General features: G+C 66.9%; 12 protein-coding genes. 7 read left to right on the top strand and 5 right to left on the bottom strand.

Annotated elements, in window-relative coordinates; all coding sequences use genetic code 11:
- Positions 1 to 208 precede the first annotated feature (208 nt).
- Positions 209 to 475, bottom strand: coding sequence for a DUF3072 domain-containing protein (locus GXW71_RS08855; protein ID WP_211852123.1), 267 nt, complete (start codon positions 473 to 475; stop codon positions 209 to 211).
- Between the two features lie 167 nt (positions 476 to 642).
- On the opposite strand from GXW71_RS08855, the gene GXW71_RS08850 reads away from it, so the two are divergent.
- The 4 genes from GXW71_RS08850 to GXW71_RS08835 all read left to right on the top strand — a co-directional run bounded on the left by GXW71_RS08850 (position 643) and on the right by GXW71_RS08835 (position 4,863).
- Entirely contained in the window at positions 643 to 1,440 is a 798-nt protein-coding gene (locus GXW71_RS08850) for a sensor histidine kinase (RefSeq protein ID WP_211852122.1), read from the top strand.
- Entirely contained in the window at positions 1,441 to 2,910 is a 1,470-nt protein-coding gene (locus GXW71_RS08845) for an ATPase domain-containing protein (RefSeq protein WP_211852121.1), read from the top strand.
- Entirely contained in the window at positions 2,907 to 3,308 is a 402-nt protein-coding gene (locus GXW71_RS08840; protein WP_211852120.1) for a response regulator, read from the top strand. The genes GXW71_RS08845 and GXW71_RS08840 overlap by 4 nt, the downstream gene beginning before the upstream one ends.
- A gap of 1,186 nt (positions 3,309 to 4,494) precedes the next feature.
- Positions 4,495 to 4,863, top strand: coding sequence for a response regulator (locus GXW71_RS08835; RefSeq protein WP_211852119.1), 369 nt, complete (start codon positions 4,495 to 4,497; stop codon positions 4,861 to 4,863).
- Positions 4,864 to 4,979: 116 nt separating this feature from the next.
- Here the strand turns inward: GXW71_RS08835 and GXW71_RS08830 are convergent, their stop codons facing one another.
- From GXW71_RS08830 to GXW71_RS08815, 4 genes are all read right to left on the bottom strand, one after another.
- On the bottom strand, positions 4,980 to 6,770 hold the full coding sequence (locus GXW71_RS08830; RefSeq protein ID WP_211852118.1) for a thiamine pyrophosphate-requiring protein: 1,791 nt from the start codon (positions 6,768 to 6,770) through the stop codon (positions 4,980 to 4,982).
- Between the two features lie 394 nt (positions 6,771 to 7,164).
- Positions 7,165 to 8,133 (bottom strand): NAD(P)/FAD-dependent oxidoreductase, encoded by a 969-nt coding sequence (locus GXW71_RS08825; RefSeq protein ID WP_211852117.1) that lies wholly within the window; start codon positions 8,131 to 8,133, stop codon positions 7,165 to 7,167.
- 271 nt (positions 8,134 to 8,404) lie between these two features.
- The gene (locus tag GXW71_RS08820) at positions 8,405 to 8,722 is read right to left on the bottom strand and encodes an ankyrin repeat domain-containing protein (protein ID WP_211852116.1); all 318 of its coding nucleotides are present in this window, start codon (positions 8,720 to 8,722) and stop codon (positions 8,405 to 8,407) included.
- 408 nt (positions 8,723 to 9,130) lie between these two features.
- Positions 9,131 to 9,628: a hypothetical protein gene (locus tag GXW71_RS08815; protein ID WP_211852115.1), complete on the bottom strand. Its 498-nt coding sequence runs from the start codon at positions 9,626 to 9,628 to the stop codon at positions 9,131 to 9,133.
- A 385-nt stretch (positions 9,629 to 10,013) separates the two neighbouring features.
- On the opposite strand from GXW71_RS08815, the gene GXW71_RS08810 reads away from it, so the two are divergent.
- The 3 genes from GXW71_RS08810 to GXW71_RS08800 are packed head-to-tail and all read left to right on the top strand — an operon-like array spanning position 10,014 to position 15,494.
- A complete protein-coding gene (locus GXW71_RS08810; RefSeq protein ID WP_211852114.1) occupies positions 10,014 to 10,784 on the top strand; it encodes an ImuA family protein in 771 nt (256 codons plus the stop codon).
- Positions 10,699 to 12,222: a Y-family DNA polymerase gene (locus tag GXW71_RS08805; protein WP_211852113.1), complete on the top strand. Its 1,524-nt coding sequence runs from the start codon at positions 10,699 to 10,701 to the stop codon at positions 12,220 to 12,222. The genes GXW71_RS08810 and GXW71_RS08805 overlap by 86 nt, the downstream gene beginning before the upstream one ends.
- The gene (locus GXW71_RS08800; protein ID WP_211852112.1) at positions 12,219 to 15,494 is read left to right on the top strand and encodes an error-prone DNA polymerase; all 3,276 of its coding nucleotides are present in this window, start codon (positions 12,219 to 12,221) and stop codon (positions 15,492 to 15,494) included. The genes GXW71_RS08805 and GXW71_RS08800 overlap by 4 nt, the downstream gene beginning before the upstream one ends.
- Positions 15,495 to 15,755 lie beyond the last annotated feature (261 nt).

Genomic DNA, 15,755 nt, shown 5'->3' with positions numbered 1-15,755 from the left:
GCCGGCGCGGTCGACAGTGAGAAGGATGCATAGAGCAGACGGGAGCCCGCCCCCGGACGCAAGATATCGGCGCTTCAGCAGGAGCCCGTATCATGGAGACCCAGCCCAGCACTGTCCCCGTGTTCTGCGAAAGCTGACGCCGCCCAGGTAGAGGCAGGCGGAATGTACGGGCGATAGTAGCCGCGCGACGGCAGAAGAACTCCCGCGACTAGCCACCTCGTCCGGTGATGTCCTGCAGTTCGTCAATTCGATTCGACGCCTCCGCCTTGCTCAGGCCGGGATCAAAGGGCTGCTTCGCTTGCTCGCAGAGCGTCTTGAGGTATGAGGCCTGCGCACCGGTCATCGGCTCGTCCCCTGTGGTCCAGTCGTCCGGGTCTTTAACCGCGTTCGAGTTCGGGTCCGGATGGGCTTTGGGATTTGCGTTCGGGTCCGAATTGCCCTCGCGAAAGCCAGGCGCCCTGTTGTTTTGTGTCATGTCCGATCACCTCCAGAAGCGTTCTCTTAACGTTCCCGCGCAGGCGAGGTTGCGGCGCCCTCGTCAGGCGCGCAGCGGACCTGTGAACGGCCTGCCCGACTGGCGGCAATCGAGTCTGCAACTCTTTCGCCGCTCCGCGCGTCTCGCAGGAATGTCAGGGCAAGCGCATGGCTGAGGATGCACACGGCTTTGCAGGGCCGAGTGACGAGGAGGACGCCCGGGACCGCCTCATCGCGGAACTGCGGGAGGCCGTCTTTGCGCGCGACGAGTTCGTTGCCATCGCCGCCCACGAGCTGCGTAACCCAATGACGCCGATTCTCATGCAAGTCGGGAGTTTGGCTGCTGCCATCGAGGAGCCGGGGGGATGCGTCCCGCATGTTCTGCGACCCCGCGTCGAGTTGCTCCAGGTCGCGGTTCAGGAGTTCCTGCGTCGCGCGACCGCGCTATTGGACACCTCCCGCATCACCTCCGGCCAACTCACGCTCGAGCGGTCCGTCGTCGACTTCTCCGAAGTCGCCCGGGATGTTCTTCGCCGACAGGCCATTGCCGCCCAACTCGCCCGGTGCGAAGTCCAGGCCGATCTCGCCGATCGGGTGGTTGGCCGATGGGACCGCATGGCTCTGGAGCAAATCACCGAAAATCTGGTCTCGAACGCGATTAAGTTCGGCGCGGGTGCGCCAGTCGTCATCCGCGTCTCCGCCCACGGGCAAAGGGCTCGGCTCATGGTGCGCGACAACGGCATTGGCATTCCCGAGGCGGACCGAGAGAGAATATTCGAGCGGTTCGAACGCGCCGTCACGCGCCGGGAACATGGCGGGTTTGGTGTGGGCCTGTGGTTATCCAACCAACTCGTTCGAGCCATGGACGGGACGATGCATGTGTCGAGTGAGGCCGGCCAGGGGGCGAGCTTCGAAGTGGATCTGCCGCTGGACGAACGTGACGGGGAGCGGGAAGGGGCGGTCTAAATGACGCTAAATCGGATTGAGAGGGTGCCGAGCGGCGTTCAAGGTCTGGACGCGATCCTGCATGGCGGCTTCGCCCGCGGCGGCATTCATATCCTGCAGGGCACCCCGGGCGTCGGCAAAACGACCCTCGCAAACCAGATTAGCTATCATCACGCGGTGGGAGGCGGGCGCGTCCTCTACGTCACTCTGCTGTCGGAGACGCACGCGCGCATGCTGCTGAATCTCGGCACCATGAGCTTCTTTGAGCCCGATCGCCTCTTCAATCAGATCTCGTACATCAGCGGCTTCGGTGCGCTGCAGAGCGAGGGCCTTCAAGGTCTGATCACCCTTCTGCGACGCGATATCGTTGCGCACCAGGCTACGGTGCTGGTCCTGGACGGATTGGTCGCTGCGCAGGACAGCGCTGCATCGGATACTGAGTTCAAGACCTTCATCCAAGAGCTTCAAACCCAAAGCGCTCTGCAGGACTGCACCACTTTCCTACTCACGACGGCGAAGGGCCGGAGGGTGCCACCTGAGTACACCATGGTGGACGGCATACTGGAGCTCGGCGAGACGCAAAGGGGCTCGCGTATCGAGCGCGCGCTCTGGGTGCGCAAGCATCGCGGCAGTGACTTCATGCCGGGTCGCCACACCTACCGCATCACTGACGCCGGTCTCGTGATCTATCCACGTATAGAAGTCGCCTACCACGAGATGACGCATGCAGATCAGGCATGGCCCGACAAAATATCGACGGGCGTCGAGGGGCTGGACGCAATGCTCCTCGGTGGCCTTCCCGAAGCGACGATCACAGGCATCGTCGGACCCTCGGGCGTCGGCAAGACGAGCCTCGGAGTGCACTTCATTGGCCAGTCGCGGCCGACGGAGCCAGGCTTGATCTTCGGCTTCTACGAAACGCCGCCGCGGCTCCTGCAGAAAGCAGCGAGTCTCGGAGTGGACCTGAAGAGCGCGGTGGACGCTGGCACCGTGGAGGTACTGTGGCAACCCTGCGGAGAAAACGTTCAGGACGCGTTGGCACACCGCCTGCTCCGGGCGGTCGAGCGCCGACATGTGCGACGCGTTTTGCTCGATGGGCTCGGAGGATTCCTCGAAGCGTCTCTCGAGCCCGAGCGGATCGGCCGCTTTTTCGCTGTTCTCACCAACGAGCTCAAGGCCCGGGGTGTTTCGCTGCTCTACACCATGGAGACCCGCGATATCTTCGGATCCAGTGTCGAGATGCCAGTCACCGGTATTTCGTCCCTGGTCGAGAACCTCATCGCCCTCCGGTACGTCGAGCATGATTCCCGCGCCCGCCGCCTACTCGCCATCCTCAAGTTGCGCGACAGCGGGTTCGACCCTGGCATTCGCCAGTTCGTCATCCAGGACCGCCGCGGCATCGTCGTGCAGGACGAATTCACGGGCCTCCAGCGGCTACTGAGCGGGAGCGCTGAACGCAGCGGCAGTCCGACCGCGCGGGAGGGCACATGACCCTCGTCCTGGTCGTCGAAGACGAACCTCTGATCGCAATGGCCCTCGAGGCGGCTCTGCAGGACGCCGGGTTCGTCGTATCCATCGCGTCGAACGGGAAGCAGGCTCTTGCCCGCTTGGCGGAGCAGCCGCTGGCCGACATCGTGCTCCTGGACATGATGATGCCCGTGATGAGCGGCCCCGCGATGCTGGAGATGATGCGCGAGGATCCCGTGCTGAACGCTATTCCGGTTATCATTCTCAGTTCGCTTCCGCTCGAATCGACGCTTGCGCGCGTCGGCGGCGGTTTGCCCGTCATTCGCAAGCCCTACACGATCAAGGAGGTGCTGCGGGTGATGCGATCGGAGCTGGACCGGGCGGCACGGTCTCCCAAGCAGGCACCCGACCCAAGCGCATGAGCCAGCCGGCATGGGCGCCCTAGACATGGAGCGATAAGCCGCTGGCGGTTCAGCGACGGCCGCGGCGGTCCTAAGCGTCCCGCTTCCTTCCACAGATCTTATCGCGCGTGGCCGCCATCTCGTGCCGCACCAACCCCTGACCGCCATGCGCAGCGTCGGCAAGCGGCTCAATTGACTACATCGCCGCCGAGACACTCTGCAGCGCTCTACGGAGCGTCATGCGCGCCTCCGAACGGCACGCCAGCATGCTATCGGAGCTCCGAGTGATTCCGCGGGGCGAGGCGAGGCGAGGCGACATGCCGATTGCCACTGACGGCATGAGCATTGTGTTTGCCGCCGATCGACCCTGGTCTCGATCAGGTCACCGTGAACCCGCAACCGCCGCCCGTTCCACTCGCTTGGGTTTCCGGTGCTGATGTCGCGCCGCCGCAGGAGAACAGACGATGCCGGAGGCCGTGTGTCCGAAGTGCAGCGCCCCTGCTGGGCGGACGAAGCCAGGCAGCGCCGAAGCTGATGCGGGCGGCAGGACGCTCAGCGAGCTTTCCGGCCAGAGCCAATCCAAAGGGTACGCTTATGCGTGCCTGTACTGCGGGGCGCAGCTGCCGGTTTGGCCCGAAGATCCGCGGCTGACGGCGCCTCCGGCCACGCCTGGGGGCGGAAGCCGCTAGACTGAACTCGTATTCAGCGGAAGCAGAGGGGAGGCGCTCGCCTCCGCTATGATGGGGCGCGCCGAGTGCCGGTGCCTGGCGCCCTACCCCATCCCTTAAGGATCTCATCGCCACTGTTGCCGCACCGCGGCATCGCAGGGCGATGACGCGACATTGGCCCGATGCGGCATCTCGACGTTGCGACGATAATCAGGAGCGGCGCCGCCAACCTCCAGGCCCGAACGCCGGCGGATACGACCGGCGCCTCTCACTGGGCGTTCGCATTGGGAGCGCCGGACGTGAGATCCGGATGCCGGGCAGATCTCCCCTCCGGCCTTGTGGACTAGAATGCCGGAACTTCGTGCTACCCTGCCGGCCCCTCGGCTTTTCAGCCATTACCCCTCTGGCTCCGAGGCCGAGTATGCAGCCGCGGATTGGCGAGGACGCCGCGAACTTCCGAGAGGCTCTGCAGCGGGACCGGGGAATCGCGAACGCCGCAGTAGGCCACTCGGCAAAGCCGACTTTTTGAGGAACACGCCATGTTTGCTGAGCCTCGCACCGATGCTCCGACAGTCCTCGTGGTCGAAGACGAATGGCTGATCGCCGAAGCGCTCTCGCGCGCAGTTCGGGAGCTCGGCTACCGCGCGCTCGGACCAGTCGGATCGGTCGCCGGCGCGCTCGCTGCACTGGATGCGGAGACTCCCGACGCGGTCCTGCTCGATACTATACTCGGTCACGAGAGCAGCGTCGCCGTGGCGGATCGACTGCTGGAGGAAGCGACCCCTTTCGCATTCTTCACCGGGTACAGCGAAGACGACCTGCCCCGGCGCTTCAAGGGGTGTCGGGTGCTGACCAAGCCGGTCTCTGAAGCATCGTTGAAAGCCGAGTTGAAGGCCTTGATCACCTGAGACTGCGACATCAGCTGCGACGAGCTTTTCTCTCTCGCCGAGCACGCCCCGACATCGATACGGACGTGGCCTCTTCGCCCCTGCATCGCCCGCGCGAAGGCTATGAGCGGTTTCTTTCAGCTTGACCGACCCGGCAAAATGGTCGCGATCAGATCTCGGGCGGTGTTTCGGATCACACTGCCCCGCTCGGGCTCGCGCGCCAGCGAGGAGAGGAACGCCTTTGCCTGCTTCAGGGTGATGTGCGGCGGCAGCGGAGGGACGTTGGGGTCGGTGTACGCCTCCAGGACGACCGGCCGATTGGCGGAGAACGCCTGATCCCAGGCCGCGGCGATATCATCGGGCGAGTCGGCAAAGATACCCTGCAGTCCGATCAGCTCCGCAAAACGATGATACGGCACGTCCGGGATGCTCTGCGAGCCAAGGAACTTCGGATCACCGGCGAGCGCCCGCTGCTCCCAGGTGACCTGACAGAGGTCGCGGTTGTTCACCACGAGCACGATCAGTCTCGGATCGGCCCAGGTCCCCCAATACTTGGCGATGGTAATGAGCTCCGCCATCCCGTTCATCTGCATCGCGCCATCGCCGCAGATGGCCAGCACCGGCCTGTCCGGGTAAGCGAATTTGGCTGCGATGGCGTAGGGCACTCCAGACCCCATAGTTGCCAGGCCGCCGGACAAAGAGGCCATCATTCCACGCCGGAGCTTCACGTCCCGCGCGTACCAGTTGGTGTGCGAGCCGCTGTCCCCTGCAATGATGCAGCCCTCGGGAAGACGCGGCGAGAGCTCCCAGAAGACCCGCTGCGGGTTCAACGGCTCAGCGGGCTGCATCGCGCGTGCCTCGAGCTTCTCCCACCACGCAGAGACACTCTTCTCGATCCCCTGCCGCCAGGCGCGGTCCTTCTTCGGCTGAAGGAGAGGAAGCAACGCTTCCAGCGTCGCCTGGCTATCCCCGTGCAAGTTGACCTCCATCGGATAGCGGAGGCTGAGCATATCTGCCTTGATGTCGATCTGAACGCCCCGGGCTTGGCCCTCTCTCGGCAGAAACTCGGAGTACGGAAAGCCGCTGCCAACCATCAGCAGCGTGTCGCATGCCTGCATCATCTCCCAGCTAGGCTCCGTGCCGAGCAGGCCGATCGAACCGGTCACCCAAGGGATGTCGTCGGAGACGGCCGCCTTGCCGAGCAGAGCTTTGGCGACCCCCGCCCCGAGCGCGTCCGCGACGGCCATGACTGCGTCCGTCGCGTGCAGCGCTCCGGCGCCGACGAGCATGGCGACTTTGCTGCCGGAGTTGAGGACATCGGCCGCGCGCCGCAGCTGCCCGGTTTCGGGCAGGACGACCGGTCGCTCATATCCCACACCGGAGTGCGCGGTGCCGTGCGCATGCGCTGGAACCGGAACCGCATCCAGTTCCTGCACGTCATTGGGGACGATGATGCAGGCAACTCGGCGCTCCGCCATGCATGTCCGCATGGCGCGGTCGATCAGGTGGCGCACCTGCTCCGGCACCGTGACCTGCTGCACGAAGGCTCCTGCCACGTCCTTAAAGAGGCTGTGGAGATCGACCTCCTGCTGGTAGTGGCTGCCAAGCGCCGCGCGTGCCTGCTGCCCGACGATCGCCAAGACCGGTGTGTGATCCAGCCGGGCGTCATAAAGACCGTTGAGCAGATGGATCGCGCCGGGACCGGAGGTCGCGACGCAGACGCCGACCTCCCCGGTGAACTTGGAGTGCGCGCCGGCCATGAAGGCCGCCATCTCCTCGTGGCGGGCTTGGACGAATGTAACGCGCTCTTGCGCTCGGTCGAGGGCGCCGAGGAGGCCATTGATGCCATCGCCCGGATAGCCGAAGACACGGCGTACGCCCCACTCTGCCAAGCGCTGCCAGAAGAAGTCGCCGACAGTTTCGGCCATGCCCCGTCCTCCTGAGCTCGTACCCTGCCATCGCCGCCCGAAGCGGCAGGTCAACGCGCGGAGGCGGCCACGTGTTGCCCAAGATGCCCGCCGCCAGGGAAGTTCCGTCAGAATGTCCGCGGCGAGATTCCGGACTAGTTCGCCGACAACATCACCGACATGAAGCCTGACGGGATCGCGTTCCGTGCAACCGCAGTGCCCGCCCATCATCCCCTGACGAAGTTCGCGACGTCACGGGCTCAACGGCGCCGAAGAGCCGTCCGTCCTGCTTGAGCCTGCGCGCCTGCGCCCTGTCCGCATCGGCCGGGCTGAGGCGCGGCACAGCGAGCGTCACGAGCATCGGATGTGCCACCGCGTTCTGGCGGCGCCTTGATTGGCAAACGCAGTCACGGGGTCATCGTTCGTCGACGAACGGCAAATCGCACCGGTTATGAACATGCGTCGCGGCCACGGCTGCATGCCCCATCGCGATCACCACCTGGTCCAACCCGTGCACGATGGCGCCGGCTGCGTAGAGCCCAGGAACGCTCGTCTGGTTATGGTCATCCACAAACAGCGCGCCAGCGTCATTGCATCGGGCGCCCAACGAGCGGGCCAGCGTATTCGGTAACGTCAGGCCGAGCGCGGAATAGAGCAGGTCAAAGCGATGCTCGACGCCCTCGCCCGTGTGGAGCGCCAATATCCGGCCGTCCTCCATGAGAAGCCTGCGGACCGGTGCTTCCAGAACGGTGATGCCATGCCGGGCCGCCTGGGAGCGCTGCTCGGCGGTCAACGCCATGGGGGTGCCGAGCGTCAGCAGGCTGACGTCGTTCGAATAGGTCCTGGCGATAAATACCGCCTCGCCGAGGCCCTGGTCGCCGTGGCCGATCACCGCGATGCGTCGACCGCGGGCCTCGAAGCCGTCGCAGATCGGGCAGTACCGTACCAGCCCCCGCCGAACTGCATCGGGGAGATCCGGCAGATCGGGCTCCACGTCAACCGCGCCGGTGGCGAGGATCACCCTGCGCGCCTCAATCGTTCGCCGCCCACCACCGGGATCTTCCAGCGTGGCGTGAAATGCATCTTCCCGCCGTTCGAGACGGGTGACGGTGGCTGTGACCGGGCGCGATCGGTACCGACGCAGATGCGCCTGCTGCAGTTCCAGCACACGGAGACCCGAAATACCCTCCGGGAAGAAGGGGATGTTGTGGCTGACCGGAATACTGGCTGCCCGGGGATGGCCGCTATCCGCGAGCAGAAACCGCCGCTGGAACCGGGCGAGGTAGAGGGCCGCCGTCAGCCCGGCCGGTCCCCCACCAACGATCAAGCAATGCAGCGTCCCGTTCCTATCCGCGCCCAACCCGTCAGCCTCGCCCCGCTCCATCGCCGTTCTCCACCGGAAAGGCTCGGTTGCAACGTGGCCCAGGCGCTATCGGTGCATGGTCGCGCTCGGCACGTTTGCGTGCTGGCGCCGCGGCCGGGTCCGGGCCAGCGAATGGCCGGCGCTCCTGATTGCAGAGCACACGGCTGCTTGGGACAGGGCATCGTGATTCAGACAGCCGCTGCGGCCGCCCTGAACCCGCGTCACGCGGGCCGGGCCCAGGGCCGCACGGGCTTCGTCTTCCGCAGGACGATCGACGTCGCGCCTCGCGCGGTCACCAGATCGTCGTTTCCTTGTCCACGATGGTGTCGAGCCGCTCCGCCAACGTGGTGTGGCCTGCGTGGCGCGCATGCGCAGCGGCGCTGCGGCCCCGATGGTCCCGCCGGGCTGGGTCCGCACCGTGGCCCAGCAGCACCTCCACGACAGCCTCGTACCCGCCCGCCGCGGCAGCCATCAGCGGCGTCACGCCGTCCGGCGCCTCATGAGGGCCGTCGGATTCTGAGCCACCGGCGGGCGAGAGCAGCTCTCTGACGCGAGCCTCATCTCCGTCCCGTGCCGCCGCAAGCAGCGCGGCCGCCTTCGCGACGTCCATCTCCCTCGCCCTCCCACTGCTCTGGCGGTGCCAACGCCACGGGGGCTCGCTCGTTCCCCCGCATGCGCTCGGCGGACGGCCGCGGCTCTCGCTTTTCGTCACCTGGTAATGTTCGGCGCCGGCGCACGCAGCGCCCAGGCCGCGCCGGCCGGCACGGGCGATCCTGTGGCATCCGCTGGCGTCCACGGAGCGGCCTGTGTCGCACGCCAGCGCAGCAACAGCCCAGGGTGCCCGGCGCGGGCTTGGGACCTCACGCAAATCCACCGCGGCGACCTTCCCGGCGGCACATTCAGAGCCAATGCCCCGGGGACGTCTGTCTGTGGAGGGCCGCAGTCACGACGACGCATGAGATCCCGTGGCGGCTGCGCAGGCATCGGTCCGCCCGGTGTTCCAGCGGCGGCAGCGAATCTACCATACATTGTCGTTTTGGCTCAGGATCTGGGCCAGCCCGATCTGCTCGGCAATGCCCTGCGGTTCGATGGTAGCGAGCTGGAGGTGGTTTGCCGCGTCGGCGGTGATGGCCACCGTCTGCTCCGGTGTCAGTAAGGCGCCGGCCTCGTAGTTCTCGACGACATTATAAAGCAATGCGAGTTCGGCCCCTGCCGCGTAGAGATGCGCCTCCCCGCCCATTTGGCTGTCATCGAGCGCCATGATGTCGCTGATGAGTGCCAAGTCCGACCTCGCGAGCGCTTCGACATCCGTGCTCGGAATCGCGAAGTAGGCGAAATCATGCGCCTTGAAGAGCGCATCGAGTGGGTCGATCGGCGCCACATCCACGAAATAGCCGGGGTCGATGAGCCCGCCCGTGTAGTGCGGAGCACCGTAGTTCCCGTATGTGGGGATAAGGACGTCGACCTCCGTGACGAGCCGGTCGGGGGCCCAGTTGATCCCGTATTCGACAGCCATGGTGCTCTCCCAGCATGGGTATGGAGCACTGCTAACGATCCATCAGGAGAGGATCGGCATGACGACGAGCTTCTGGACGAAGCACGTTTGCGAGTGGCGGGCGGCGATCAACGGGCAGAGCGGAACGGGCTCCGCGCGCTGCTGGCTGGGGCGGACGTCCCACGGCAAGCTTGGGGCCCTGCCGCACAGTCGCATGCACCGCTACCAAGCCACGGCTCGACATCCGCCGACGCAGCCGCCTGCCAGCGCTGCCGTCATCGCCTCAGGATGCAAGGGGGGTACCCAGCTGGTGCGGACGGGCGGAGGCTCTGGACCAGACCTCCACCCTTGACTCTCGAACGGCGCTGGAGAACATAAGGCGAACATTATCTCCCCACCGCATCGTATGCAATTGGAGCCCAAGGTGCGGCCAACGCCCGCCATTGATGACCTGCGCGCGCAAATCCGGCGGATCGAGGGAAGCCGCCGGCGCGCGAAAGCCGTGCTCCCCTTCGGGGTCCCGGAGGTCGACGCCCGCCTGCCGGATGGCGGGCTGGCGCGCGGCGCCCTGCACGAGGTCGCCGGCGGCGGGAACGCCGCCGTGGATGGCGCCGCTGCCGCCCTCTTCGCCGCCGGGGTAGCGGCCCGCACCAGGGGCAAGGTGCTCTGGTGCATCACGCGCCCGGACCTCTTTGCCCCCGCACTCGCCCAGGCTGGCTTGGGGCCGGACCGGGTCATCTATGTCGAGGCCGGTGACGACCAGGCCGTCCTTGCCTGCCTGGAGGAAGGCCTGCGGCACGGCGGCCTGGGCACGGCGGTGGGCGAGGTCGGCCGGATGTCCATGACGGCCTCCAGGCGGCTCCAGCTCGCCGCTGAGGGCACAGGGACAATCGGGATCGCCTTGCGCCGCTGGCGGCGCCAGACCGAGGCCGCCGATTTCGGGCAACCGACCGCCGCCGTGACCCGCTGGCGGGTCTCCGTGATGCCCTCCGAGCCCCTGCCCGTGCCGGGTGTCGGGCGCCACCGCTGGCTGGTCGAACTCATCCGCTGCCGCGCCGGCGACAGCGCGGACTTCACGTTGGAGGCTTGCGATGCCTCGGGTCGTCTCGCTCTTCCTGCCGACATGGCCGACGGATCGCATCAGAAGGCGGGCCGGCGACGCGGCGCCTCCGCCTGATCAGCCCTTCGCCCTGGTCGGCAGCGATGGTCGAAAGCGCGTTGTCCTGGCCGTCGACGCCGCCGCCCGGGCGGCAGGCCTGCGCGTCGGCATGGCCGCCACCCAGGCGCAGGTCCTGGTTCCCGGCCTGATCATCCAGGACGCCAACCCTGCCGCGGATGCCGAGGGGCTGGAGCGGCTGGCCATCTGGGTGCTCGAGCGCTTCTCCCCGATCGTCGCCGCCGACCCGCCGGACGGCATCGTCATCGGCTCCACCGGCGCCGACCACCTGCACGGCGGCGAGCAGGCGATGTTGGCCAAGCTCACCGCACGACTGGAGATCTCCGGCATCACCGTCCGGGCCGCCGTCGCCGACACCTGGGGCGCCGCCCACGCGCTCGCCCGCTATGCCATCGCGCCGATCACCATCGCGCCTGAGCGCGGCGCCCAGGCGGCCATCGCCCCGCTGCCCATCGCCGCCCTGCGGCTGCCCGTCGACATGGTCGCCAGCCTGCGCGTCCTGGGATTCGAGCGCATCGGCGACCTGCTGGCGCAGCCCAGGGCACCCCTCGCCCTCCGGTTCGGGTCCGAGCTCGGCCGCCGCATCGACCAGGCGCTCGGCACAACCAGCGAGCCCATGGAACCGGTCCGGCCACCGAACCTGGTCGAGGTGCGCCGCGTGTTCGCCGAACCCATCAGTGCCGCGGAGACGATCTCTCGCTATATCGGCAAGCTCGTGCCGCAGCTCTGCGAGGCACTGGGTGCCCGGGGCCTGGGTGCTCGGCGCCTCGATCTCGTCTGCCATCGCGTGGACAACAGGCTTCAGGTGGCCCGGATCGGCACGGCCACGCCCGTCCGCGACCCGAAGCGGCTGACCCGGCTCCTCTGCGAGAAGATCGAGACCATCGATCCGGGCTTCGGCATCGAGATCATGTCCATCGCCGCGATCGTCGCCGAACCCCTCGAAGCCAGGCAGGTGGCGACCTCCCTCATCGAGGACAGCCCGCCGGACGTCTCCGATCTCGTGGACATCCTCGCCAACAGGGTGGGCGAGCGGCGGATCTACCGGGCGGCGCCGGTGGCGAGTGATGTCCCCGAGCGCTCGGTGGAGAGGATTCCGGCGATGGCCCCGGAGACCGGCGCCACCTGGCCCGACCACTGGCCACGCCCATCCCGGCTCCTGGCAACGCCGGAGCCTGTGGAGACCGTGGCGCTGCTGCCGGACCATCCGCCGGTCTGGTTCACTTGGCGGGGTGTCCGTCGGCGCGTCCGCCGCGCCGACGGGCCGGAGCGCGTCTTTGGCGAGTGGTGGAAGCGTGGCCCCGAGCTCGCCGCGGTCCGCGACTACTTCCGCGTCGAGGACGAGGCAGGCGAACGGTACTGGCTCTACCGCGCCGGCGACGGCGAGGATGCCGCGACCGGATCGCAGGGCTGGTTCATCCACGGGATCTTCGGATGAGCACCGGCCCGGGCTACGCCGAGCTGCAGGTCACCTCCCACTTCTCTTTCCTGCGGGGTGCTTCCAGCTGCGAGGAGCTGTTCGCACGCGCAGCGCGCCTCGGCATCGCGGCGCTGGGCGTGGTCGACCGCAACAGCCTGGCAGGCATCGTCCGCGCCCATGAAGCGGCTAAGACGACCGGCGTCCGGCTGGTTGTGGGGTGCCGCCTGGATCTCGCCGACGGTACCTCGCTGCTCGCCTACCCGACAGACCGGCCCGCCTACTCCAGGCTCTGCCGCCTGCTGTCCTTGGGGAAGAAACGCGGCGGCAAGGGGAAATGCATCCTCGAATGGCCCGATGTCGTCGAGCACGGCGAAGGCCTCATGGCTGTCCTTGTCCCCGACGAGGCGGACGAGACCTGTGGCATGCGCCTGCGCCGTCTGCGCGAAGCCTTTGGCGAGCGGGCTTATATGGCGCTCTCGCTGCGGCGACGCCCGAACGACCAGCTCCGGCTGCACAAGCTCTCGAACCTGGCGACGCGGATGCGGGTGCCGACCGTCGTCACCAACGATGTCCTGTTCCACGAGCCTGGCCGCCGCATGCTCCAGGACGTCGTCACCTGCATCCGGCACAACGTCACCATTGACGCGCTCGGCCACCGCCGCGAGCGCCATGCGGACCGCTACCTGAAGCCACCGGAGGAGATGCACCGGCTGTTCTCCCGCTACCCGGAAGCCCTGGCGCGCTCACTCGAGATAATGCAGCGCTGCCGGTTCGAATTGGACGAGCTCTCTTACCAGTACCCGGAGGAGCGCGAGGACCCGACTCTGACGCCGCAACAGACGCTCGAGAAGCTGACCTGGCAAGGTGCCGCCGAGCGCTACCCGGAGGGGCTGCCGGATGAGGTGCGCCGCTCGCTGGAGCATGAGCTGGCTCTCATCGGCAGGCTGAACTACGCGCCCTACTTCCTGACCGTGAACAGCATCGTGCGCTTCGCGCGTTCACAGGGCATCCTGTGCCAGGGGCGCGGCTCGGCGGCGAACTCGGCGGTCTGCTTCGTGCTCGGCATCACCTCCATCGACCCCGGCCGCAATGACCTGCTGTTCGAGCGCTTCGTCAGCGAGGAGCGCCGCGAGCCACCCGACATCGATGTGGACTTCGAGCACGAGCGGCGCGAGACCGTCATGCAATGGGTCTTTGAGACCTATGGGCGAGACCGTGCCGCCCTGTGCTCGACGGTCATCCGCTACCGCACCAAGGGTGCGCTGCGCGATGTGGGCAAGGCGCTCGGCCTCACCGAAGACCTGATCAAAACCCTGTCTTCCCAGGTTTGGTCCTGGTCCGAGGAGGGCGTGGAGCCGGAGCATGTCGAGGCCGTCGGCCTCAGCATGGGCGATCGGCGGCTGCGGTTGGCGCTGGAGCTCGCCCGCCAGCTCATGGGCGCGCCTCGGCACCTGTCGCAGCATCCCGGCGGCTTCGTGCTGACCCGTGACCGGCTTGACGACCTGGTGCCCATCGAGCCCGCGGCGATGCAGGACCGTCAGGTCATCGAATGGGATAAGGACGACATCGACGCGCTGCGGTTCATGAAGGTCGACGTGCTCGCGCTCGGCATGCTCACCTGCATGAAGCGCGCCTTCGATTTCCTCGCCGAGCACAAGGGCATCGCGCTCGACCTCGCGACCATACCCGCCGAGGATCCGCGCACCTATGCGATGATCCGCAAGGCCGACACGCTCGGCACCTTCCAGATCGAGTCACGCGCGCAGATGTCCATGCTGCCGCGGCTGAAGCCCAGGACCTACTACGACCTGGTCGTGCAGGTGGCGATCGTGCGCCCTGGCCCCATCCAGGGCGACATGGTCCATCCATACCTGCGTCGCCGCGAAGGATTGGAGCCGGTCCATTACCCGAAGCCGGAGCTCGAGAAGGTGCTCGGCAAGACGCTCGGGGTGCCGCTGTTCCAGGAGCAGGCGATGCGGGTCGCCATCGAGTGCGCGGGCTTCACCCCGGGCGAAGCCGATCTGCTTCGGAAATCGATGGCGACCTTCAAGTTCACCGGCGGCGTCAGCGCCTTCAAGGCGAAGCTGGTCGACGGCATGGTCGCCAATGGCTTCGAGCGGGACTTCGCTGAGCACACCTTCAAGCAGATTGAGGGCTTCGGCAGCTACGGCTTCCCGGAGAGCCACGCGGCGAGCTTCGCGCTGATCGTCTATGCCAGCAGTTGGATGAAATGCTGGCACCCCGATGTGTTCTGCGCGGCGCTGCTGAACGCGCAGCCGATGGGCTTCTACGCCGTTGCGCAAATCGTACGGGATGCCGAGAAGCATGGCGTCGAGGTCCGACCCGTCTGCGCGAACACCTCGCGCTGGGATTGCACGCTGGAGCCGACCCGGGATGAGTCACGCTTCGCCGTCCGCCTGGGCATGCGGATGGTGAGCGGCCTTGCCAATGCGGACGCCGCGAAGATCATCGCCGCTCGCGCCAACCAGCCCTTCGCCGCCGTGGACGATCTCTGGCGCCGGGCCGACGTCTCGGCGGCTGCCCTGGTCCAGCTAGCCGAGGCCGATGCTTTCCGACCGGCCCTGGGCCTGGAGCGCCGGGAGGCGCTCTGGGCCATCAAAGCGCTCCGCGACGAGCCGCTGCCGCTCTTCGCCGCCGCGGCCGCCATTGCGCAGGCGGCGGTGGCGGAGATCGAAGAACCCGCGGTGTCGCTGCGGCCCATGACCGCAGGTGGGGAAGTTGTCGAGGACTACCGACATGTCGGCCTGACGCTGCGGGACCATCCGCTGTGCTTCCTGCGGGCCGATCTCCGCGCGCGCCGCATCGTCACCTGCGCGGAGGCCATGGGCGCCCGAGACGGAAAGTGGCTGGAGGCCGCGGGCATGGTGCTCGTTCGCCAGCGTCCTGGCTCAGCCAAGGGCGTGATGTTCATCACCCTGGAGGACGAGACCGGCATCGCAAACCTGGTGGTCTGGCCGAAGATCTTCGAGCAATTCCGGCGGACCGTGCTGTCGGCTGGCATGATGGCCGTGAAGGGAAGAATCCAGCGCGAGGGTGAGGTCGTGCACCTCGTCGCGCATCAGCTCACCGATCTGTCCGGGGAGCTCGCCAGCGTCGGCGAGCGGAACGCCGCGTTCCCGTTGCCGCATGGTCGCGGCGATGAGTTCCACCATGGCAGTCCGACGCCGGATCCGCGCGACGGCACGGCCAAGGCGAGCCGCGTGCGCGATATCTACATCCGCGACCTCCACATCGACACCATCAAAGTACGCCCACGGGACTTTAAGTAAAGATCCGCGTACGCCGACCGATACTCGCCTCATCACGCCGGAGTAGACCCGTCGTCGTAACGGGTGCAATGCGGCTCTGGTACCAATACTGCCTCCTCCTAGTGCGCCTCTTTCAATTGTCAGCGCGGCGCCCGAGTTCTGTACGTAGTCTCGATGAGACGCGAGCGGTTCACCATTCGCTATCGTTTCAAAGGTATGACCGAGCTGCCAGTCTCCGACGGGACGGCTCGCAGGTGATTAGCGGGCGACGCCAACTCGGGC

The organism is Plastoroseomonas hellenica (assembly GCF_018129085.1).
In the GTDB taxonomy this organism is placed as follows: domain Bacteria; phylum Pseudomonadota; class Alphaproteobacteria; order Acetobacterales; family Acetobacteraceae; genus Plastoroseomonas; species Plastoroseomonas hellenica.
The sequence above is the reverse complement of the archived record's forward strand: the minus strand, read 5'-3'. Positions and strand labels throughout refer to the sequence as shown.

Excerpts from the sequence above, each read along its gene's own strand:
- GXW71_RS08855 (WP_211852123.1), bottom strand. The coding sequence starts at position 475 with ATGACACAAAACAACAGGGCGCCTGGCTTTCGCGAGGGCAATTCGGAC.
- GXW71_RS08850 (WP_211852122.1), top strand. The coding sequence starts at position 643 with ATGGCTGAGGATGCACACGGCTTTGCAGGGCCGAGTGACGAGGAGGAC.
- GXW71_RS08845 (WP_211852121.1), top strand. The coding sequence starts at position 1,441 with ATGACGCTAAATCGGATTGAGAGGGTGCCGAGCGGCGTTCAAGGTCTG.
- GXW71_RS08840 (WP_211852120.1), top strand. The coding sequence starts at position 2,907 with ATGACCCTCGTCCTGGTCGTCGAAGACGAACCTCTGATCGCAATGGCC.
- GXW71_RS08835 (WP_211852119.1), top strand. The coding sequence starts at position 4,495 with ATGTTTGCTGAGCCTCGCACCGATGCTCCGACAGTCCTCGTGGTCGAA.
- GXW71_RS08830 (WP_211852118.1), bottom strand. The coding sequence starts at position 6,770 with ATGGCCGAAACTGTCGGCGACTTCTTCTGGCAGCGCTTGGCAGAGTGG.
- GXW71_RS08825 (WP_211852117.1), bottom strand. The coding sequence starts at position 8,133 with ATGGAGCGGGGCGAGGCTGACGGGTTGGGCGCGGATAGGAACGGGACG.
- GXW71_RS08820 (WP_211852116.1), bottom strand. The coding sequence starts at position 8,722 with ATGGACGTCGCGAAGGCGGCCGCGCTGCTTGCGGCGGCACGGGACGGA.
- GXW71_RS08815 (WP_211852115.1), bottom strand. The coding sequence starts at position 9,628 with ATGGCTGTCGAATACGGGATCAACTGGGCCCCCGACCGGCTCGTCACG.
- GXW71_RS08810 (WP_211852114.1), top strand. The coding sequence starts at position 10,014 with ATGCAATTGGAGCCCAAGGTGCGGCCAACGCCCGCCATTGATGACCTG.
- GXW71_RS08805 (WP_211852113.1), top strand. The coding sequence starts at position 10,699 with ATGCCTCGGGTCGTCTCGCTCTTCCTGCCGACATGGCCGACGGATCGC.
- GXW71_RS08800 (WP_211852112.1), top strand. The coding sequence starts at position 12,219 with ATGAGCACCGGCCCGGGCTACGCCGAGCTGCAGGTCACCTCCCACTTC.